19 protein-coding genes are annotated in these 19,106 nt (G+C 73.1%); 8 read left to right on the top strand and 11 right to left on the bottom strand.

What is annotated here, in order from left to right; all coding sequences use genetic code 11:
* The first annotated feature begins 61 nt into the window (after positions 1 to 61).
* The 3 genes from QCD66_RS10615 (at position 62) to QCD66_RS10605 (ending at position 2,600) form a co-directional block, all read left to right on the top strand.
* Positions 62 to 916, top strand: a complete 855-nt coding sequence (locus QCD66_RS10615) for a transglutaminase domain-containing protein (RefSeq protein WP_375734085.1) — start codon at positions 62 to 64, stop codon at positions 914 to 916.
* 100 nt (positions 917 to 1,016) lie between these two features.
* Positions 1,017 to 2,075, top strand: coding sequence for a hypothetical protein (locus tag QCD66_RS10610; protein WP_375734084.1), 1,059 nt, complete (start codon positions 1,017 to 1,019; stop codon positions 2,073 to 2,075).
* A gap of 150 nt (positions 2,076 to 2,225) precedes the next feature.
* Positions 2,226 to 2,600: a bleomycin resistance protein gene (locus QCD66_RS10605; protein ID WP_375734083.1), complete on the top strand. Its 375-nt coding sequence runs from the start codon at positions 2,226 to 2,228 to the stop codon at positions 2,598 to 2,600.
* Positions 2,601 to 2,607: 7 nt separating this feature from the next.
* On the opposite strand, the gene QCD66_RS10600 is transcribed toward QCD66_RS10605, so the two are convergent.
* From QCD66_RS10600 to QCD66_RS10570, 7 genes are all read right to left on the bottom strand, one after another.
* Positions 2,608 to 3,516: a siderophore-interacting protein gene (locus QCD66_RS10600; RefSeq protein WP_375734082.1), complete on the bottom strand. Its 909-nt coding sequence runs from the start codon at positions 3,514 to 3,516 to the stop codon at positions 2,608 to 2,610.
* 49 nt (positions 3,517 to 3,565) lie between these two features.
* Positions 3,566 to 5,641, bottom strand: a complete 2,076-nt coding sequence (locus QCD66_RS10595; RefSeq protein WP_407567097.1) for an iron ABC transporter permease — start codon at positions 5,639 to 5,641, stop codon at positions 3,566 to 3,568.
* Between the two features lie 23 nt (positions 5,642 to 5,664).
* Entirely contained in the window at positions 5,665 to 6,648 is a 984-nt protein-coding gene (locus tag QCD66_RS10590; RefSeq protein ID WP_364215093.1) for an iron-siderophore ABC transporter substrate-binding protein, read from the bottom strand.
* 77 nt (positions 6,649 to 6,725) lie between these two features.
* Positions 6,726 to 7,577 (bottom strand): ABC transporter ATP-binding protein, encoded by an 852-nt coding sequence (locus QCD66_RS10585; protein ID WP_375734080.1) that lies wholly within the window; start codon positions 7,575 to 7,577, stop codon positions 6,726 to 6,728.
* Between the two features lie 74 nt (positions 7,578 to 7,651).
* The gene (locus QCD66_RS10580; protein ID WP_375734079.1) at positions 7,652 to 9,871 is read right to left on the bottom strand and encodes a glycogen debranching N-terminal domain-containing protein; all 2,220 of its coding nucleotides are present in this window, start codon (positions 9,869 to 9,871) and stop codon (positions 7,652 to 7,654) included.
* 55 nt (positions 9,872 to 9,926) lie between these two features.
* The gene (locus QCD66_RS10575; RefSeq protein ID WP_375734078.1) at positions 9,927 to 10,076 is read right to left on the bottom strand and encodes a hypothetical protein; all 150 of its coding nucleotides are present in this window, start codon (positions 10,074 to 10,076) and stop codon (positions 9,927 to 9,929) included.
* Between the two features lie 33 nt (positions 10,077 to 10,109).
* The gene (locus tag QCD66_RS10570) at positions 10,110 to 10,304 is read right to left on the bottom strand and encodes a hypothetical protein (protein ID WP_375734077.1); all 195 of its coding nucleotides are present in this window, start codon (positions 10,302 to 10,304) and stop codon (positions 10,110 to 10,112) included.
* A gap of 152 nt (positions 10,305 to 10,456) precedes the next feature.
* On the opposite strand from QCD66_RS10570, the gene QCD66_RS10565 reads away from it, so the two are divergent.
* Complete coding sequence (locus QCD66_RS10565) at positions 10,457 to 11,926, top strand: acyltransferase family protein (RefSeq protein WP_375734076.1); 1,470 nt, start codon at positions 10,457 to 10,459, stop codon at positions 11,924 to 11,926.
* On the opposite strand, the gene QCD66_RS10560 is transcribed toward QCD66_RS10565, so the two are convergent.
* Positions 11,916 to 12,656 (bottom strand): NIPSNAP family protein, encoded by a 741-nt coding sequence (locus QCD66_RS10560; protein WP_407567096.1) that lies wholly within the window; start codon positions 12,654 to 12,656, stop codon positions 11,916 to 11,918. The genes QCD66_RS10565 and QCD66_RS10560 overlap by 11 nt on opposite strands.
* 127 nt (positions 12,657 to 12,783) lie before the next feature.
* Here QCD66_RS10560 and QCD66_RS10555 point away from each other — a divergent pair, with 127 nt between their 5' ends.
* Positions 12,784 to 13,761 (top strand): helix-turn-helix transcriptional regulator, encoded by a 978-nt coding sequence (locus tag QCD66_RS10555; RefSeq protein WP_375734074.1) that lies wholly within the window; start codon positions 12,784 to 12,786, stop codon positions 13,759 to 13,761.
* Between the two features lie 71 nt (positions 13,762 to 13,832).
* The gene (locus QCD66_RS10550) at positions 13,833 to 14,258 is read left to right on the top strand and encodes a DUF6924 domain-containing protein (protein ID WP_375734073.1); all 426 of its coding nucleotides are present in this window, start codon (positions 13,833 to 13,835) and stop codon (positions 14,256 to 14,258) included.
* Between the two features lie 108 nt (positions 14,259 to 14,366).
* Here QCD66_RS10550 and QCD66_RS10545 read toward each other — a convergent pair whose 3' ends face one another.
* Together QCD66_RS10545 and QCD66_RS10540 are read right to left on the bottom strand one after the other, a co-directional pair.
* Entirely contained in the window at positions 14,367 to 15,860 is a 1,494-nt protein-coding gene (locus tag QCD66_RS10545; RefSeq protein WP_364215117.1) for a CoA-acylating methylmalonate-semialdehyde dehydrogenase, read from the bottom strand.
* Entirely contained in the window at positions 15,857 to 17,152 is a 1,296-nt protein-coding gene (locus tag QCD66_RS10540) for an aspartate aminotransferase family protein (protein ID WP_364215120.1), read from the bottom strand. Before QCD66_RS10540 ends, QCD66_RS10545 begins: the two co-directional genes overlap by 4 nt.
* Before the next feature lie 161 nt (positions 17,153 to 17,313).
* Here QCD66_RS10540 and QCD66_RS10535 point away from each other — a divergent pair, with 161 nt between their 5' ends.
* Positions 17,314 to 18,306, top strand: a complete 993-nt coding sequence (locus QCD66_RS10535; RefSeq protein WP_375734072.1) for a hypothetical protein — start codon at positions 17,314 to 17,316, stop codon at positions 18,304 to 18,306.
* Here the strand turns inward: QCD66_RS10535 and QCD66_RS10530 are convergent.
* Positions 18,303 to 18,797, bottom strand: a complete 495-nt coding sequence (locus QCD66_RS10530) for a hypothetical protein (protein ID WP_375734071.1) — start codon at positions 18,795 to 18,797, stop codon at positions 18,303 to 18,305. The two genes, QCD66_RS10535 and QCD66_RS10530, sit on opposite strands and share 4 nt — an antisense overlap.
* A gap of 34 nt (positions 18,798 to 18,831) precedes the next feature.
* Here QCD66_RS10530 and QCD66_RS10525 point away from each other — a divergent pair, with 34 nt between their 5' ends.
* Entirely contained in the window at positions 18,832 to 19,086 is a 255-nt protein-coding gene (locus QCD66_RS10525; protein ID WP_375734070.1) for a hypothetical protein, read from the top strand.
* Positions 19,087 to 19,106: the final 20 nt, after the last annotated feature.

The following is a 19,106-nucleotide window of genomic DNA, read 5'->3' as shown; positions in this document are numbered from 1 at the left end:
GTCGCTGGAACTGCTCACCTGGCCCGTCCTGCCGACGTCCCCGCCGCCGGCACTGTTCCGGTTGCCGCCGGAGCGCGAGCCCAACCTGCGGGCGCGGATTCCCGCCCCGGCGACCGGCGCGTGGGAGACGGCCACCGGCCTGGCCGAGTGGGTCGGCCGGCGGTGGGCGCACGCGAACGGTCACCTGGATGTCGACGACGCGGTGACCTGCCTGGAGCGGGTGGACGCCGGCGAACGGTTCGCCTGCGTCGAGTACGCGCTCGTGCTGACCCAGGCGCTCAACGCGGTCGGGATTCCGGCCCGCCGCCTCGACCTGCGGCAGCCGGACCATCACGTCGGCCTGTCCCGGGGGCACATGGCGACCGAGGCGTGGATCGACGGCCTCGACCGGTGGATCGTCCTCGACGGACAGAACCGGTGCCACTGGGTCGACTCCGACGGCACGCCGCTGGGCGCGGCACAGCTTCAGGCGGCGGTCCGGGCGGGCCGGCCGGTACGGGCGGTCCGCCGCGGCGTCGGTCTCTCCGCTGAGGAGACCGACGTCTGGCGGTCGCATTTCGCGGCGGTGGCGACGACCGGCGGCACCTGGGCGGCCGGCGCGTTCGTGCCCGTACACCAGGAACGTGGCCTGGTGTGCACGCCACGGCTGGAGCACGACCCGGCCGTCCTCTACCCCGACCTGTCCGGTGTCGGGATCGGCCTCGACCTGGTCGACGGGTGGGCCGCGATACGTCCCGTCACGAACCACCCGTTCGCCGACGGGTTCCGGATCGAGACGGACACCGGCACCGAGACGCTGCCGGTCGGCGGGGCGTGGGTGCTGGCCACCGATCCGGGTGAGCACCGGGCGACCGTGGCGGTGCGGACCCGCTACGGCAGCCTGACGCCGCACGAGCTGATTTACCGGGCACGGTGAGAGCGGCCCGGCCGACAACCCTTCGCCCCGTGGTCACCCGACGGCCACCACCGATCACCTAAATTGATTGCCATCTATCAGTTTGGTGATTGGGGCGTACATGATCGACAGTGGCCGGACCATCCGGCGATCGTGGACGGCAGCCGCCCTGGTGCTGGCGCTGGCCGCGGTCACGCTCACCGTGGCCGCGCCGGCCCGGGCCGCGGTCAGCCGGGCCGACCTGGCGCTGCGCTGGGCACCGATCCACTACCAGGACGTCGACGTGACCGGCAGCCACGCACTGGCCGGCCGGTCCGACTACATCACCCGCGTCGACTTCGACGGCGACCTCGCCGGGCGCAACAACTGGGACCGGGCCGCCGCCCCGGACGTGTCGTTCGCCGCCCACGTCTACTACTCGGTGCTGGAGACGGCCAGCCACTGGTACCTCACCTACTTCTTCTTCCATCCCCGCGACTGGACCGACCATCCGTTCTTCGAGACCGAGCACGAGAACGACGGTGAGGGCGTGCTGTTCGTCGTGGAACGCGACGGCTCCACGTACGGCACCCTGCGGGCGGCGGTGACCGTGGCGCACGGCGACTTCTTCTCGTACACGCCGGCCGGCAGCACCTGGACCGGTGGCCGGGAGACCGTGGACGGCACGGTGCGGTTCCAGTCCTCGCCGCACGACCCGCACCAGCACCCGGTGACCGCCCAGGAGGCGAAGGGGCACGGTCTCAAGGCCCACCCGCAGTACGACATCGTCGGCGACGGCATCGTCTACTACCCGTCGACGGTGGCCGAGACTCCGAGCCACGCCGACGACCGCGACGTCCGCTACCGGCTCGTCGACATCTTCGCCCCCGGTGGCCTGTGGGCGCAGCGCGCCAACCCGGACCTGTTCGCACACCTCGGCACCTTCGCCGGCGACGCGTCCGGCGGCTGCGGCACCGGCACCTGGGCCTGCTCGGTCAACTCGGCGAACGCCCCTTGGGGCTGGGACGACGGCGACGACCTCCCGGCCCGCGGCGAGATCGCCACCGATCCGGCGAAACTGTCCACCGAGTATTTCGCCGTTCCCGGCGGCCTGTCCCGCACGTACACCTACAACCCGTACGCCAGCGAGGCGGCGGCCCTGGCCGAAGCGGCCCGGACCGCGCCACCGGTCGTCGACTGACGAGCCCGGCGCCGGGGTGGACCAGGCCGCTCCCCCGCCCCGGCGCCCCGGGCCCGCTCCCGAGCCCTGCCGTCGCATGTCGGACCGGTGTCGTACGGTGCCGACGTCCGGCCAACAACGCCGGCCGGGGTCGACGACGTGGAGGACCGCATGCCCGAGGAGATCACGTTCGACCGGATCGCTCCCGTCGTGCCCGTGCGTGACCTGGACGCCGCGCTCGACCGCTACCGGCGGCTCGGCTTCACCGTGCGGCCGTACGCGGGTGCCGACCGGTACGGATTCGTCGACCGCGACCGGATATCCCTGCACCTCACCGAGTGGGCCGAGCACGACCCCGCCCGGACGGCGGCGACGGTCTACCTCTACGTCTCCGACGCCGACGCCGTGCACGCCGCCTGGGCCGGGTCAGGTGTCGAGGGCCGGTTGGGTGAGCCGGCCGACACCCCGTACGGGCTGCGGGAGTTCGCTTTCGTCGACCCGGACGGGACGCTGCACCGGGTGGGTTCCCCGATCCCGCCCGGGTAGCGCCCGGTCAGCTCGGGTCGGCGTGCCCCTGCCGCCAGTAGCCCATGAAGGCGACGGAGCCACGGTCCATCCCCCGGGTCGACACCAGGTGCCGGCGTAGCTGCCGGATGACGCCGGCCTCACCGGCCAGCCACACGTAGCTCGGGCCGGCCGGGACGTCCCAGAGGATCTCCTCCGGGTCGCCGTCCCCGGCCTCGACGGCGGCCGGGCGGCTGGCCGGGAACAGTCGTTCGGCCGCCGCCCGGACCGCCGGTTCCAGCCGGCTGCCGTGCGGTGCGCCGGACCGGGGCAGCCAGGTGACGGTCACCCCGGCGGGTGCCGGACAGTCGAGGACGTCCTCCGGCAGCGGCACCTCCATGAGGATCTCCCCCCGGCTGTCGGCCGGCAGCCGCTCGGCGATGGCGCAGATCGCCGGCACCGCGGTCTCGTCACCGGCGAGCAGCATCGGGCGGTCCGCCTGGGCCGGCACGAACTCCCGGCCGCCGTGGTCCCCGTGGTAGGCGTTGTCCGGTCCCATGACGACGATCCGGTCGCCGGGGCGGGCCGTGGCGGCCCAGCGGGCGGCGGGGCCGTGCGGACCTCCGTCGTGCAGGACCAGGTCGACGTCGATCTCGCGGTCCGCGCACCGTACGGCCCGGACCGTGTACGTGCGGAACGGGTTGCGCTGGTCGGCGGGGAGCGACCGCCAGCGCCGGTACCAGTCCGGTCCCTCGGGCAGCGTCCGGAAGCCGTGTTCGGCGAGCGGGAAGACGAGCTTGATCCGCAGGTCGTAGCCGAGGTCGGCGAACCGGTCGAGGTCGGTGCCGGTGAACGTGGCCCGCAGGAACGACGGGCTGAGGCGCCGCAACCGGGCGGTCTCGGTGTGGAAGTGCCGCCACGGTGCGACGGATTCCGGGGCGGGGCGGAGGTCGGTCATCGGGGCCTGCCTTGGTCGTGGGTGCGGGATGGCCGGTTGCCGGGGCGGGTCATCCGGTCGCCGCCCGGTCGGTCCGGGAGCGCCAGAGCAGCCAGACGAAGTACGGCGTGCCGATCAGGGCGGTGACCAGGCCGGCCGGGATCTGCGCAGGGGCGATGACGGTCCGGCCGAGGGTGTCGGCGAGGCTGACCAGGACCGCCCCGAGCAGGGCGGCGACGGGCAGCACCCGGGCGTGCCGGCCGCCGACGAGGGCCCGCGCGAGGTGCGGGGCGACGAGGCCGACGAACCCGATCACGCCGACCGCGGAGACGGCGGTGGAGGTGAGCAGCGCCGCTCCGGCCAGCGCGACCAGCCGGGTGCGTTCGAGCCGTACGCCGAGCACCCGTGGCGTGTCGTCGTCGAGGGAGAGCAGGTCCAGGTGCCGGCGGGCGAGGACGACGACCGGGGTGAGCACCAGCAGGGCGATCGCGACCGGCAGGAGTTGCGGGGCGGTACGGCCGTACGTCGACCCGGAGAGCCAGGTCAGCGCCTTGGCGGTGTTCCACGGGTCGGAGCGCACGACGATGAAGGTGATCATCGCCAGGCCGGCGGCGGACACGCCGACACCGATCAGGACGAGCCGGTCGGAGCTGAGTCCGCCCCGCCAGGCCAGGCCGTAGACCAGGGCGAAGGTCAGCAGGGCGGCGCCGCCGGCCACCGTCGACATCGCCCAGACGCCGGCCATCGGGACGAAGGTGAGCAGGGAGACCGCGCCGACCCCGGCACCGGCGGTGATGCCGAGGATTCCCGGCTCGGCCAGCGGGTTGCGGCAGACCGCCTGGACGGTGGTGCCGGCGATGGCGAGGGCGGCGCCGGCGAGCAGTGCCGCGCCGACGCGTGGATACCGCTGGTCGAGGACGAACGTGTACGCGAGGCCGCTGTTTCCGCGTAGCCAGTTGACGACGTCGCCGGTGAGCAGCCAGGTGTCCCCGGCGAGCATGCCGAGGACGAGGGCGCCGACGGCCGCGCCGGCGCAGATGCCCAGGACGACGCCGAGCCGGGTCCGGGACCGGGCGGCGTTCGGCCGGGCGGCGGGCGGTTGCCGGGTCGGCCCGGAGTCGCGGTGCCGGCGGGCCAGCCAGACCAGGATCACGGCGCCGAAAATGGTGGTGGCCACGCCGGTGGGGATGTCGACGCCGGCCTGACCGCCGAGGGTCGCGCGCAGGACGACGTCGGAGGCCAGGACGAGGAAGGCCCCGGCGATGCCGGACAGGGGCAGCAGGACCCGGTGCCGCTGGAGCCCGGGCACCCAGCGGGAGAGCAGGCGGCTGACCACCGGTGCGCAGAGTCCGACGAAGCCGACCGGGCCGGCCAGGGTCACCGCCGCCGCGGCGAGCCCGACGGCGAGCAGGGTCACCACCAGCCGGGTACGGCGGACGTCGAGGCCGAGCACGCTGGCGGTGTCGTCGCCGAGGGCGAGGATGTCCAGCCGCCCGCCGATCAGCAGGCAGCCGGCGACGCCCAGGGCCACGACCGGGGCGAGTTGCGCCACGGCGCTCAGGTCGCCCTGCACCAGCGAGCCGTTGCCCCAGGCGAAGAGTCCCATGGTCGACTCCTCGAAGAGGAGCATCAGCAGTGTGGTCAGGGCGCTGAGTGCCAGCGCGGTCGCCGATCCGGCCAGGATGAGCCGGGTCGGTCCGGAGGCGCCGCCGGCCGACAGGACCAGCACCAGGCCGGCGGCGGCCAGACCGCCGGCGAAGGCGGCCAGCCCGGCCGGCAGGGCGGGCAGGTTGATGCCGACGGCGGCCACGGCGACCACGGCGAGGTGGGCACCGGCGTTGACGGCGAGGGTGTCGGGCGAGGCCAGCGGGTTGCGGGCCAGCGACTGGAGGACGGCGCCGGCGAAGCCGAGGGCGACACCGACGGTCAGTCCGGCGAGGAGCCGGGGCAGTCGGGAGCCGACCAGCACCTCGGCCGCGCCGGGGTCGCCGCCACCCACGGCCAACCGCAGCAGGTCGACGGCGTCGACCGAGGACGTGCCCTGGGTGAGGTGGACGAGGGCGACCGCCACGGTCAGGACCACCGCCACCGTGAACGCGACCGTGAGGCGGCCGACGGCCGGCGCGGGTGACGCCGGTGGCGTCACCCGCGGCAGGGTGCTGACCTGGCTCAAGATGTGTAGGCCGCGACGAGCTGCTCGGCGTACTGGATCCCGGACAGCGGGCCGCCGAAGGTCCAGATGCCGTCCGGCATCCGGTGCAGCTTCTTCTGCTGCACGAAACCGAGGGACTGCCAGATCGGGTTGCCGGACAGGCCGCCGGCGAAGACGTCGTCGCCGTCGGAGGCGTTGTAGAAGAAGCGTACGTCCGCGTCCTTGATGGCGGTCAGCCCTTCGACGTCGGTCTGGTCCAGGGCCCACATCGGGTCGCCGGCGCCTGGCCACGCGTTCTTCAGGCCGAGCGCGATGCCGATCTGGGAGACGAAGGCGCCCTGTCCGAACATCCGGATCGAGACGCTGCCGCCCTGCTGGTAGCCGTCGGCGATGGCGAACTGCTGGCCGGCGGCGCCGGCGGCGGCGATCTTCTGCTTTCCGTCGGCGATCGCGGCGTCGAAGTCGGCGAGCACCTTCGTCGCCTGCTCGGTGCGGCCGACCGCGGTCGCGATGGTCTGGAACTCGTCGCGCATCCGGCCCAGGTTGTCGTCGGTGTCGCTGCCGGCGGTGACCAGCACCGGCACGTACTTCTCGAGCTGGGCGACGAGTTCGGCGCCGCGGTTGGAGCGGGCGAGGACGAGGTCGGGTTGCAGGGCGACGATGGAGTCCACGCTCGGTTCGGCGCGGGTGCCGACGTCCGTCACGGACGCGTCGAGCTTGGCCGCGGTCACCCAGGTGCCGTAGCCCTTGACGTCGGCGACCCCGACCGGCATGACGCCGAGGGTGACCAGTTGCTCGACCTCCGCCCATTCGAGGGCCACGACCTTGGTGGCCGGGGCGTCGAGGGTGATCTCCTTGTCCCGGCTGTCGGTGAAGGTGACGGGCCCGGTGCTGGGGGCGGCGCCGGCATCGTTCCCGGTCGGGGTCGGCTCGGTGGTGCCGCAGGCGCCGAGCAGGAGTACGCCGGACAGGGCGGTGACGAGGAGGGTGCGTCGGTTCATGATTCTCTCTTTGACGACAGGCAGGATGGACCGGCCCGCCGGGTCCCGGCGGGCGGCTGGTTGGTGGTCGGGGCGGGTCAGGCCGCGGCGGTGCTCCGGTGGGTGTGCCGGCCGACCGGCCGGGTGTTGAGGTGGCCGGTGACGGGGTCGGTGGTCACCTCGATCGGGATGCCGTAGGTCCCGGTGAGGATCTCCTCGGTGAGGACGTCGGCCGGTGGTCCGGCGGCCCGGACCCGGCCGCCGTGCAGCAGCACGATCCGGTCGGCGATCGCGGCGGCCTGGTTGAGGTCGTGCAGGACGAGGCCGACGGCGACGCCGTGGGTGTCGGCGAGGTCGCGGACCAGGTCGAGGATCTCCACCTGGTAGCGCAGGTCGAGGAAGGTGGTCGGTTCGTCGAGCAGGATGATCCGGGTGTCCTGGGCGAGGCAGGTGGCGAGCCAGACCCGTTGCAGTTCACCGCCGGACAGTTCGTCGACGCCCCGGCCGGCCATGGTGTCCACGCCGGTGACCTCCATGGCCCAGGCGATGACGCGCGGCCCGTCGGGGTCGGTGGAGCGCCAGCCGCCCCGGTACGGGTGGCGGCCGTAGCCGACGACGTCGCGGACGGTGACTCCACTGGGGACCGGGCGGCTCTGGGTGAGCAGGGTCACCCGCTGGGCGAACTGCCGGGCGGTGAGATCGGCCGCCGAGGATCCGTCCGCGAGGGTGATGCTGCCCTCGGTCACCCGGTGCAGCCGGGCCAGCGCGCGCAGCAGCGTGGACTTGCCGCTGCCGTTCGGCCCGAGCAGCACGGTGACGGCGCCCTCGGTGAGGTCGACCCCCGCGTCGCGCAGGACGGGGTGTCCCTGGTAGCCCAGCGAGAGGTTCGCCGCCCGCAGCCCGTCGCGTTGCCGCGGCCGGGCGCTTCCCGGCTGAAGCACATCCACCATGTCACTCAGGTTAGCCTAACCTTTGATCTTGTCAAACAGGTCCCGACGCCCTGACCGGCACGAACGCGCGGCGGTCAGCGCCGGGCGTCCCGCGGCGGCCGGCGCAGCACCAGGATCCGGTCACCCCGGGTACGCACCGAGGCCGTACCGTCGCGGCGCCGACGGACCCGCAGGTCGAACATCGCCCCACCGACCCGTACCCCCTCGATCTCCAGATCGGGCAGCCACGCCGGCAGGTGCGGATCGACCAGCAGGGTCCGCAGCGGACCGACCGGCCGGGCCACGAGCAGCGCCTGCACGATCGCCACCACCGTGCTCGCCGACCACGCCTGCGGCGAGCACGAGTCCGGATAGACCCCCGGGTACGGCGTCTCGGACCGGGACAGCCCGCTCAGCACCTCCGGCAGCCGGTGCCCCTCGAACATCCCGGCCGCCGCGAACAGGCCCTCCGCCACCGCATGCAGGTGCGGCCAGCAGCCGTACCGGGCCAGCCCCAGCGCCACCGTGCCCGCCTCGACCGGCCAGACGCTGCCCCGGTGGTAGCTGAACGGGTTGTAGGCCGGATGGTCCGCCGACAGCGTCCGGACCCCGAAGCCGCTGAACATGTCCGGACTCATCAGCCGGTCGGCCACCACCCGGGCGACCCGGCGCGACACGATCCCGGCCGCCAGCAGGTGCCCGTCGTTCGAGTTGGCCGACACCACCGGCCGGCCGTCCGGCCCCAACGCCATCGCGTGGAACCCGTGCTCCGGCAGCCAGAACGCCCGCTGGAACCGCCGGCGCAGCGCCGCCGCCCGGCCGACCAGCCGGACCGCGTACGCCCGCTCGCCGGTCGCGGCGAACGCCAGCGCCCCGTGCCGCAGGGCGGCGTACCAGTACGCCTGGAGTTCACTGGTCGCGATCGGGTTGCCCACCACCTCGCCCCGCTCGTCGACGATCGCGGTGTCGGAGTCCTTCCAGCCCTGGTTGCGCACCCCGGCCGCCGACCGGCACCGGTACTCCAGGAACCCGTCACCGTCGAGGTCGCCGTACCGGTCCAGCCACGCCACGATCCGCCGGGCCGCCGGCATCAGCTCGCGTACGGTGTCGAGGTCACCGGTCCAGGCCAGGTACTGGCCGAGGCCGAACAGGAAGTCCGGACCGGTGGCGTAGTCGCCGTGGTAGCGCGCGAAGGCGTCCAGCCCGAGCACCGACACCGGCCCCCGCCGGGCCTGGTGCAGCGGCTTGCCCGGCTCCTCGTCCCGCCAGTCGTCGAACCGCCGGCCCAGGTAGCCGGCGTTGAGGCGCAGGCTGTCGCGCAGCATCGTCGGCCCGGCCAGCAGCGCCTGCCAGGAGGTCGCGAGCGTGTCCCGGCCGAAGATCTGCTGGTACGCCGGCAGTCCGGCGAACGGCGCCGTCGGGCCGGCCGGCTCGCCGAGCGGCAGCGCGGCGAGATCCCGTACGGCGGTCGCCCAGGCCATGGCGACGCCCTGATTCGTCGACCGCAGCCCGGACAGTTCCCGCCGCAGCTCCGCCCGTGCCTCCGCCGCCGTGTCCCGCTCCCCCGTCCCCGCGTCCCGCTCCCCCGTCCCCGCGATCTTGCGGTTGTCTCCTCCATTCGCCGGATTCGCCGGGCGAGAAGTGCAAGATCGCGGCTCGGCGGGCGGGTCGGTGAACAGCGGGGGTGGGGCGTACCGGCGCACGCCGTCGAAGACCGGCTCGACCAGCACCTCCACCGACGCCTCACCACGCGGCGGCACGTTCAGGTCGACGGTGAACGCGCCGTCGGCGTACCCGAACCCGTCGGTGCCGTGCACCCCGATCGCCACCGCCCGGTCGAGCCCCGGCCGCCCGTACGTCAACAGCAGCTCGCGGCCGTCCCACGACCGGGTCACCGGCCCCTCCTGCCGGCGCCGCCCCGACTCCGCCTCGACGGTGTCGGCGAAGTCCGCGTCGACCTCCACCCCGAGCCGCAGCGACAGCGGGGCCGCGGCGTAGCTGAGCACCCGCAGCCGGGTCCGCAGCCCGGCGCCGACGAACCTCTCCACCACCAGGTACGCCGCGACCGACGGCAACACCTCCGCCTCGGCCAACGCCGCGTACGACATTTGCGCGTGCGCGGCGACGTCGGCCGTGCTGAACACGGTCGGCGTCCGCCCGTCGACGGTGATCCGTTCCCGGCTGAGCACCCGGGTGTTGTCGGCGAAGAAGCCCTGCGGATCGGTGCCGCCGACCCGCCCCCGTACGTCGGTGACCAGCGTGCTCCAGCCGCTGGCCACGTAGAGCAGTTCGGGACGTACCCGCACGTCACGCACCGGCGGTGAGGCCACGCGGGTCCATACCCGTACCGCCGGCCTTCACGCCCGACGGCTAGACCTCGGCCGGCCAGAGCCGCAGGAGATAGCGCTCGACACCGATGAGCCGCCGCCACACGGCGTCGGACTCGGTCGCCGTGAGGCGGAAGGTCTCCTCCTGGATCCGGTAGATCTCCGTTCGCGCCTCGAACACCGCCGGAACCATGTCCCACACCTCGACCCGGATCAGGGGCCGGCTCTACTGATGGGCGCAGCGGATGAGCAGGATCCGCCGCTGCTGCCGAAGAGCTTCGCGCCACCGCGCGTGCCCGGGTGGCCCGGCCGAGTCGGCGAAGGCCCCGCCAATCGCGGCCGAGACGGCCTCGTAGTCCAGATCCTCGACGAGGACGATGCCGTCGCCGGAGCTGAGCGTCGCCTCGTGCACCGACACCATCCGTCGCCTCCCCGCCCGGCGGTCCCGGGCCGGCCGGCGCGAAACCGGTGCGTACCCTAGCGCCCCCCGACAGCCGTACGGCGTCGGACCCGCGCCGGCCGGCTTGCCGCGTTCGCGGTCGCGGTGGCCGGGCCGGCGCATAGCGTCGGGGCATGCCCCGACCGCTGGCCGGCCTGCGTCAGCTCGCCGCGCGCACCCCGGCGAGCCGGGACCGCTACGTCGACTCGCTGCGGGCCCTCGCGATCACGCTGGTGGTCCTCGGGCACTGGCTGGTCACCGTCATCGCGCACACCCCGGACGGGCGGCTCACCGGGCACTCCGCGCTACCCGACCTGCGCTGGGCCTGGCCGCTGACCTGGCTGGTCCAGGTGCTGCCGGTGTTCTTCCTCGTCGGCGGGTATGCCAACGCCGCCTCGCTGACCGCGCACCGCGACCGCGGCGGCAGCACCGTCACCTGGCTGCTCGACCGGGGCCGCCGGCTGCTGCTACCGACCACGGTCCTGCTCGTGACGCTCGCCCTCGCCGCGCTCGTCGCCCGGATCGCCGGCGCCGACCCGAAACTGGTCCGCGACGCGGTCTGGTTCGCGGCGATCCCGCTGTGGTTCCTGTCGCCGTACCTGCTGGTGGTGCTGCTGACCCGGCCCATGTACGCCCTGCACCGCCGGTACGGCGTCGCGGTGCCGCTGGTACTCGCCGGCCTCGTCGCACTAGGGGATCTCGCCCGGCTGGCCGGGCACGGCGGGCTGGCGGTCGGCGGTTTCCTGTTCGGGTGGCTCGCCATCCATCAGGTCGGCTTCGCCTGGCGGGACGCGTGCGCGGGCCGGCCGGGCTGGCCGACCCGGCCCCGGGTGCTGGTGCCGCTGCTGGTCGGCGGGTTCACCGCCACGGTCCTGCTGACCTGGCTCGGGCCGTATCCGGTCAGCATGATCAACATTCCGGGTGAGCGACTGCACAACATGTCACCGCCGAGCCTCGCCCTGCTCACCCTGGCCACCACCCAGATCGCCCTGATCCTGCTGCTGCGCCGGCTCGGCTCCCGGCTTCCCGCGATCTTGCACTTGTCTCCCCCTTCTGCCCACAATGGGAGGCGACAACCGCAAGATCGTGGGGAAGGGCGGGATGGCGGGGCTACGGCGGGGTGGACGCTTGTCGTGGCGATCAACGCGTTCGTGCTCACGGTCTTCCTCTGGCACGTCAGCGCCGTACTCCTGCTCGCCGGGCTGCTCGACGCCCTCGGCGTGCTGCCCACCCCGCCGGTCGGCACGCTCGACTGGTGGCTCTGGCGGGTGCCCTGGCTGCTCATGCTGATCGTGCTGCTCGCCGGCCTGGTCGCGGTCTTCGGCCGGGTCGAGACCCGCGCCGCCCACCGGCTGCGGGACGCCGTACCCGACCAGCGGGGCGGCCGGGCCACGACCCGGTCGGCGCTGACCGTGGCCGGCTTCGCGGCGGCCACCGCGGGCCTGGTCGGCATCAACGCCGCACCACGGGCGGGCGAGCAGCTGCTCGGGATGCCCGGCTGGGCACTGGCATCGTTCCTCGTCGGCGTCGCCGCCCTCGAACTCGCCCGCGCCACCACCGCCCGCGCCCGCCCACCCCAACCCGACGGCCAGGTCAGAAGATGAGCGAGCGGCCGGTGGGCGCCAGGCGCAGTACCCGGGGCGCTGCTGTCTGCGCCCGCTCGATGCCCGGCAGGATGTCGTCCCGTACGACGGGGTGATCCCGCACATCGGCGAGGTGCTGCCGGTAGGCCCTCTCGTCGGGATACGAGGTGAAGATCACGGCGACGTTCTCCCCGGTGCGGACCGGCAGTCTGGGGAACGTGTTGTGGGCCGTCTCGGTGGCCAGGACGGCGAGCGGCGCGGGTCCCGTCTCGTGCAACACGGGGAGAAGACCGTCCCGGACCAGCGCGACGCCCTCGTGTCGCCCGGGAGGGAAGGACCACAGGGTCGCGGACACGAATCGCTCCGGCGCCGGGGCGCCGGCCCGGGGCCGCCCGGCCGGGGAGGTGACGAAGCCGCTTCCGGCCGACAGGGGACGCAGGAGGAGGACGTCGTCGGAGTCGATCATGGTGGCGTTGGCCTGGGGACCGTGCTCGGCCCAGACCGGACCTTCGCAGAAGGCCGCCAGTGCGCGGTGACGCGCCGCCATGTCCCGGAACCCCCGCAGCCAGACGAAGCGATCCGGATCATCGAGATCCCGGAACTGGCCGAGCACGGCCATCCCCGCCTCTTCCTGGGTCTCCACGAACTCCCGGTCGAACAGCTCGATGAGCTCGTCGCGCCGGCCGGACCGCAGCCTGTACTGGCGAAGCTCGATCACTTGGATGCGGTCGACAGGGTTGGTAGGGGACACGACGGGCTCCTGTTCGGCTCTCATTTCCGGGTACGGGTTCCCGGCTCGTTCGGTCCGAGCCGGGAACGCACCGACGGTAGGGCGGCCGTGTGCCAGGTGCTGTCAGGGTTCCCGGGAAAATGCGTCCGTGTCTGCCGGTCGACTGCTGTCGGTGCTGCTGTTGCTGCAATCCCGTGGCCGCATGTCGGCCCGCACGCTCGCCGACGAACTAGGGGTGTCGGTACGGACCGCCTACCGCGACCTGGCGCGGTTGCAGGCCGCCGGGGTCCCGGTCTACGCGGAGCCGGGCCCCGGGGGCGGCTATCAACTGCTCGACGGTTACCGCACCCGCCTCACCGGAATGAGCGAGAGCGAGGCGCGGGCGCTGCTCTTCGCCGGACTGCCGGGCCCCGCCGCCGACCTGGGGCTCGCGGCGGAGACGATGACAGCCCGGCTCAAGTTGCTGGCCGCGCTGCCGGCAGGGCTGCGCGAGGAGGCGACGCGGACCGCGGCGGTGTTCCACCTCGACGCGCCCGGCTGGTATCGGGAACCCGAACAGACGCCGTACCTGCCCCTGTTCGCCGACGCGATCCTCACCGGGCGCGCGGTGGACGTGCACTACCTCCGTTGGCGGGCTCCGCAGGAGGTGAACCGCCACCTTCGCCCCTACGGCCTGGTGCTCAAGTCCGGTGTCTGGTATCTCGTGGCCGCCACCAACGACCGCGTCTCGACCTACCGGGTCGCCCAGGTCCTCGACGCGACGCCGAGCGACGAACGGTTCGACCGGCCGCGGGACTTCGACCTGGCCGCGTACTGGACCTCCTACCTCGACGATTTCCAGGCCCGCCGCTACACCGGCACCGCCACCATCCGCCTGTCCGCGCAGGGGCGTCGGCGGCTGCCCGACAACGTCCCGCCGGAGGTGGTCCGGGCAGTCGATGCCACCGCGACCGCCGTCGGCGACGACGGATGGATCGAGGCTGTCATCCCGACCGAGAGCACCGGGCACGCCTGCGGTGAGTTGCTGCGGCTCGGCATCGACGTCGAGGTCGTCGCGCCGGCCGAACTGCGCCAGGCGATGGCCGCCACGGTAGGCGTACTCGCCAGAACCTACGGGCCGGCCTGAGCGACACCCGGACGAGGCCGCCCGGTTCTGCGGGCACCGGCGGCATGCCGACGCTTGCGAGGATCACGGACATGATCCGCCTGCCCCAGCCGGCCGACCTGACGTCGCTGGTTCTCCGCACCGACTTCGCCGACGACACCGCATGGCACGCCCTGCAAGAACAGATCGGCCTTCTCGACCGGCATCCCCACGCGACCTTCGTCAGCGACGCTGCCTACGCCGGAATCTCGGTCCAGGCGATCGTCGACCTCGATGCCGCCGCCCGCGACGACGACAAGCTGACCTATCTGTTCCTCGCCGACACCATCACGATGACCGACGACGAGAATCCCCTGCTCGCCGTCGACACGTACGACGAACCCGGCCGCACGTTCCGGCTGCCGGTCCGCTGGTACGCCGACGTCTCGACCAACCTGTCCATCGGGAACGTGGACTTCGCCGATCTCGCCGGCGCCACGGACGAAGCCGGCACGTACCGGGTCCTCGACCGGGAGTGAACCCCCCTGCCGTTGACCAAGGAGAAGCCGTGCCCGGATCGCGGCGATTCGTCGCGCGACTTCTCCTTGATCAACGCGCGTCAGGGGCGCGTCAGGGGCGGGCGGGACTCAGGTCTGGGTGGGGAAGCCCAGGTTGATGCCGCCGTGGCTGGGGTCGAGCCAGCGACTCGTCACGACCTTGCCCCGGGTGAAGAAGTGCACGCCCTCGCGGCCGTGCGCATGCGTGTCACCGAACAGCGACGACTTCCAGCCGCCGAACGAGTAGTAGGCCATCGGCACCGGGATCGGCACGTTCACGCCGACCATGCCGACCTCGACCTCGTGCTGGTAGCGGCGGGCCGCCCCGCCGTCGTTGGTGAAGATCGCCGTGCCGTTGCCGTACTCGCACGCGTTGACCAGGGCCAGCGCCTCGTCGTACGAGGCGACCCGGACCACCGACAGCACCGGCCCGAAGATCTCGTCGGTGTAGATCGACATGTCCGGGGTGACGTGGTCGAACAGGGTCGGGCCGAGCCAGTAGCCGCCGGCCGCACCGTCGGCCACCACGTCCCGCCCGTCGACCACCGCCTTCGCGCCGGCGGCCGCGCCGGCCTCGACGTACGACGTCACCCGGGCCAGGTGCGCGGCGGTGACCAGCGGTCCCATGTCGCAGCCGCGGCGGCCGTCACCGGTACGCAGGCCGCCGATCCGGGCCGCGATCCGCTCCACCAGGGCGTCGGCGACCGGCTCGACGGCGACGACGACGGAGATCGCCATGCACCGCTCCCCCGCCGACCCGAACCCGGCGTTGACGGCGGCGTCGGCGGCCAGGTCGAGGTCGGCGTCGGGGAGCACCACCATGTGGTTCTTCGCCCCGCCGAGCGCCTGCACCCGCTTGCCGGCGGCGGTGCCGCGCTCGTAGACGTAGCGGGCGACCGGGGTGGAGCCGACGAACGACACCGACTTCACGTCCCGGTGGTCGAGCAGCGCGTCGACCGCCTCCTTGTCACCGTGTACGACGTTGAAGACGCCGTCGGGCAGGCCGGCCTCGCTGAACCAGGCGGCGAGCAGGCCGGCGCTGGACGGGTCCTTCTCCGAAGGCTTGAGCACGACGGTGTTGCCGCAGGCGACCGCGATCGGCACGAACCACAGCGGCACCATCGCCGGGAAGTTGAACGGGGAGATCACCGCGACGACGCCGAGCGGCTGCCGCAGCGTGTAAGAGTCGACGCCGGTCGACACGTTCTCGCTGTGGCCGCCGGCGAGCAGCGTCGGGATGCCGCAGGCGTACTCGATGATCTCCAGCCCGCGCTGGACCTCGCCGGCCGCGTCGGACAGCACCTTGCCGTGTTCGGCGGTGATGGTGGCGGCGAGTTCGTCCCGCCGCGCGTTGACGATCTCCCGGAAGGCGAACAGGACCGAGGTACGCCGGGCCAGCGACGCGTCGCGCCACTCCCGGCCGGCCCGTACGGCGGCGGCGACGGCGATGTCGACGTCGGCGGTGCCGGCCAGGTCGACGTGACCGCTGACCGTGCCGGTCGCCGGATCGAAGACCTCACCGGTACGCCCCGGCTCCCCGGTCCACGGCTTCCCGTCCACAAAGTGGGTAATACGCTCGCTCATGCCCCATCCACCTTCGTGATCGCGTCGACCAGGATCGCCAGGCCCTCGCGGGCCTCGTCCTCGGTCAGGGTCAACGGCGGCCCCATCCGCAGCACGTTGCCGTACAGGCCGCCCTTGCCGACCAGCAGCCCGCCGCGCCGGCACTCCTCGAACACGGCGACGGTCGCCGCCGTGTTCGGTTCGCGGCTGCCCGGCTGGACGAACTCGACCGCCAGCATCAGCCCCTTGCCGCGTACGTCGCCGACGATGCCCCGGTCGGTGACCGCCGCCCGCAGCCCGTCGCCGAGGATCGCGCCGACCCGGGCGGCGTTGGCCTGCAGGTCGTGGTCGAGCAGGTAGTCGATGACGGCGTTGCCGGCCGCGGTGGAGACCGGGTTGCCGCCGTACGTGGAGAAGCTGGTCGCGTGCACCTCGTTGAGCACCTCGGCCCGGCCGACGACCCCGGCGAGCGCGAACCCGTTGCCGATCCCCTTAGCGAAGGTCAGCAGGTCGGGTACCACGTCGTGGGCCTGGTAGCCCCAGAAGTGCTCGCCGGTGCGGCCCCAGCCGGTCTGTACCTCGTCGGAGATGAGCAGGATGCCGGTCTCGTCGAGCACCTTCTTCCAGGCGCCGAGCAGCCCGTCGGGGGCGTGCACGAAGCCGCCGACGCCCTGGATCGGTTCGGCGATCAGCGCGGCGACGTCGCCGGAGGTCTGGGTGGCCAGCACCTCGCGCAGGTCGTCGACGGCCGCCTCGACGTGCTGCTCGGGGTCGAGGCGGGACAGCAGCCCGCGCAGCCGGTCGCCGGAGTGCAGCCAGCTCACCTGGAGCGGGTTCAGCGCCGACGCCGACCAGCTGCGGTGTCCGGTGATGCCCATCGCCGCGTACGACCGGCCGTGGTAGCTGTTGCGTACGGCGAGGATCTGGTGCGACCGGCGGTGGTTGGTGGCGACGAGCAGCGCCGCCTCGTTGGCCTCGGTGCCGGAGTTGGTGAAGAACACCCGCGGGTCGGGGATGCCGGACAGCCGGGCGACCTTCTCGGCGAGTTCGACCTGCTGGCGGATGAGGTAGAGGGTGGAGGTGTGCACCACGCCGGTGCGCAGCTGGCGTTCGACCGCCTCGCGGATCTCCGGTATGTCGTACCCGATCATCGTGGTCAGCACGCCGCCGAAGAAGTCCAGGTAGGTGCGCCCCTGGGCGTCGGTGACCCGGCATCCAGCGCCGGATACGATCTCGATCGGCTCCTGGTAGTAGAGCGGCATCCAGGAGGGCAGCACAGCCCGGTGCCGGGCCAGCAGGTCGTCAGTGGTCATGGCAGCAAACCCCTCACCCGGGTACGCGGATCTTTGCACGCTGCCACCGATGACCACCCGTGGCAACCGTCAGGATGTAGCTCACCGACACGCGTCGATTGACACTCCGTCAACCGGCGGAACGCTCCGAGCGGCCCGCCGTTTACCGATACGATCCGCCGGTGACCGTGCCCGCCGTACCGCTGCCGACCGGTGCGCCCGGTGCCACGGCCGCCGACGTCGCCGCCGGCATCGCCGGCTGGCTCGGGTCGCCGGCACTGTCCGACCTGGTCACCGCGTTCGGCGGCCGGCCGCCGACGGCGGACCTGGGCGCCACCCTGGCCTGGCTCGACGACTTCTCGGCCGCACACTGGGACTTCCGCGCCGGCCGGGAACGGCCGGAGGCCCGCGAACCCGCACTGCCGCCGGAAACCGCCCGCCGGGTGCTGGCGTCCGCGCGGGCCCTGGGCCTGGTCACCCCACGGCCGCCGGCCAGGTCCGGGTACGCCCACCTGGTCGTCCTGGGCGGCCTGGCACACGCCTGCGTCTCCCGCGTCCGGTGCGCCGCCCGGCTGCTGCGTCCCGCGGTCGGATCAGCGACGGCCGGCGTGGGGCTCACCGCCGCGACCGTGGCCGTGCTGGGTAGCTTCCGGCCGCTGACCGCCGACGAGACGGCGTCGCTGGCGGCGGCCGGCGTCACCGGCTGCCGGTCCGAGGTGGACGCCCTGGACGCGACGGTCCGCCGGGAGTTCGGCGTGGACGTTCCGGTCGCCACGCACGGCGAGAACAGCGAGGACCCGCACCGCTCCTGGTCGGAGCGGATCTACCGGCCGGCCGGCGGCCCGCAGGTCCGGGTGCTGGCCGCCCCTTCGGGCGACCCCGCCGTACGTCGCGCGCACACCGCCGACACGCAGCGGTTCTGGGCCAGCCGGATCCGGCTGTCCCCCGGCGACCCGGTACTGCTGGTCACCGCGCCGATCTACGTGCCGTTCCAGCACTGCGACGCGTTGCGCACCCTGGGCCTGCCGTACGGCTGCGGCATCGAGACCGTCGGCCATCCGCCGTCCGACCTGGACGACCGGATGCCGGTTCCGGTGCTGACGCCGGGCCGCTACCTGCAGGAGATCCGCTCCGCCGTCCGCTCGATGCGCGCTCTGCACGCGACCCTGTCCTAGCCGGTGTGGAGCAGTGCCTCGATCGCCGTGACCCGCTCGGCCGGGATGCCCCACGGTTCGGGTACGCCGACCCGGGCGTCCAGGTCCCACAGCACGCACCGCTCACCGGGCCGGGCCACCATCGACCAGGCGACGACGGTGCGGCCCAGCCGGTCGTGCATCGATCCCGCGTCGGCGACGGTGCCCGGCAGACCGCCGCCCTCGGGGTGGTGGTGCAGGTAGCGGCCGTACGCCGCCGCGCAGAACGCCGTGTACCGGGCGGTGCACAGGATGAGGCCGTGCCAGGCCTCGTCGACGGCGTGCGAGGGCATGCCGATGATCCGGTTGTCGCGCATCGCCGCACCGCAGCAGCGCAGCCACTGCCGCAGCCCGGTCTCGACGAGTTCGCGGGGCCGGTAGGGGCATGTCTTGAAGACGGCGTCGGGTAACTCCAGACCGTCGACGGCCCGGGTCATCCGGTCGATGCGGATCCTGCGGCGCAGCGCGATCACCCTTACCTCCCAACCACCTACGAGCTTCAATGTAATGGTGGTCAAGAAAGCGTTGCAGATCTGGTTCGGGATCTTCGTCCTCAGCGGCATCCTCGGCGGCGTGGACGCCATGGAGTGGGTGTTGACCCTGGGTCTCATCGGCGGTGGGGCCTGGCTGATCATGTCCTCCGCCGACGATGGTGGGTCGAGCAACAACGACAAGTGGGGTGCCGGTGGCGGTGGCGCCGGCGGCTCGGGCTCCTCGGGCTGCGGCGGTGGATGTGGCGGCGGTTGCGGGGGCGGCGACTGAGGTCGCCGGCATCCGCGCCG

The organism is Polymorphospora sp. A560 (genome assembly GCF_045781765.1).
Lineage (GTDB): Bacteria > Actinomycetota > Actinomycetes > Mycobacteriales > Micromonosporaceae > Polymorphospora > Polymorphospora lycopeni.
The sequence above is the reverse complement of the archived record's forward strand: the minus strand, read 5'-3'. Positions and strand labels throughout refer to the sequence as shown.

Coding starts and splice junctions, on each gene's coding strand:
- QCD66_RS10540 (WP_364215120.1), bottom strand. CDS start 17,152: ATGACCACTGACGACCTGCTGGCCCGGCACCGGGCTGTGCTGCCCTCC.
- QCD66_RS10525 (WP_375734070.1), top strand. CDS start 18,832: ATGGTGGTCAAGAAAGCGTTGCAGATCTGGTTCGGGATCTTCGTCCTC.
- QCD66_RS10585 (WP_375734080.1), bottom strand. CDS start 7,577: ATGGTGGATGTGCTTCAGCCGGGAAGCGCCCGGCCGCGGCAACGCGAC.
- QCD66_RS10600 (WP_375734082.1), bottom strand. CDS start 3,516: ATGACCGACCTCCGCCCCGCCCCGGAATCCGTCGCACCGTGGCGGCAC.
- QCD66_RS10575 (WP_375734078.1), bottom strand. CDS start 10,076: ATGGTTCCGGCGGTGTTCGAGGCGCGAACGGAGATCTACCGGATCCAG.
- QCD66_RS10605 (WP_375734083.1), top strand. CDS start 2,226: ATGCCCGAGGAGATCACGTTCGACCGGATCGCTCCCGTCGTGCCCGTG.
- QCD66_RS10610 (WP_375734084.1), top strand. CDS start 1,017: ATGATCGACAGTGGCCGGACCATCCGGCGATCGTGGACGGCAGCCGCC.
- QCD66_RS10545 (WP_364215117.1), bottom strand. CDS start 15,860: ATGAGCGAGCGTATTACCCACTTTGTGGACGGGAAGCCGTGGACCGGG.
- QCD66_RS10565 (WP_375734076.1), top strand. CDS start 10,457: ATGCCCCGACCGCTGGCCGGCCTGCGTCAGCTCGCCGCGCGCACCCCG.
- QCD66_RS10590 (WP_364215093.1), bottom strand. CDS start 6,648: ATGAACCGACGCACCCTCCTCGTCACCGCCCTGTCCGGCGTACTCCTG.
- QCD66_RS10570 (WP_375734077.1), bottom strand. CDS start 10,304: ATGGTGTCGGTGCACGAGGCGACGCTCAGCTCCGGCGACGGCATCGTC.
- QCD66_RS10550 (WP_375734073.1), top strand. CDS start 13,833: ATGATCCGCCTGCCCCAGCCGGCCGACCTGACGTCGCTGGTTCTCCGC.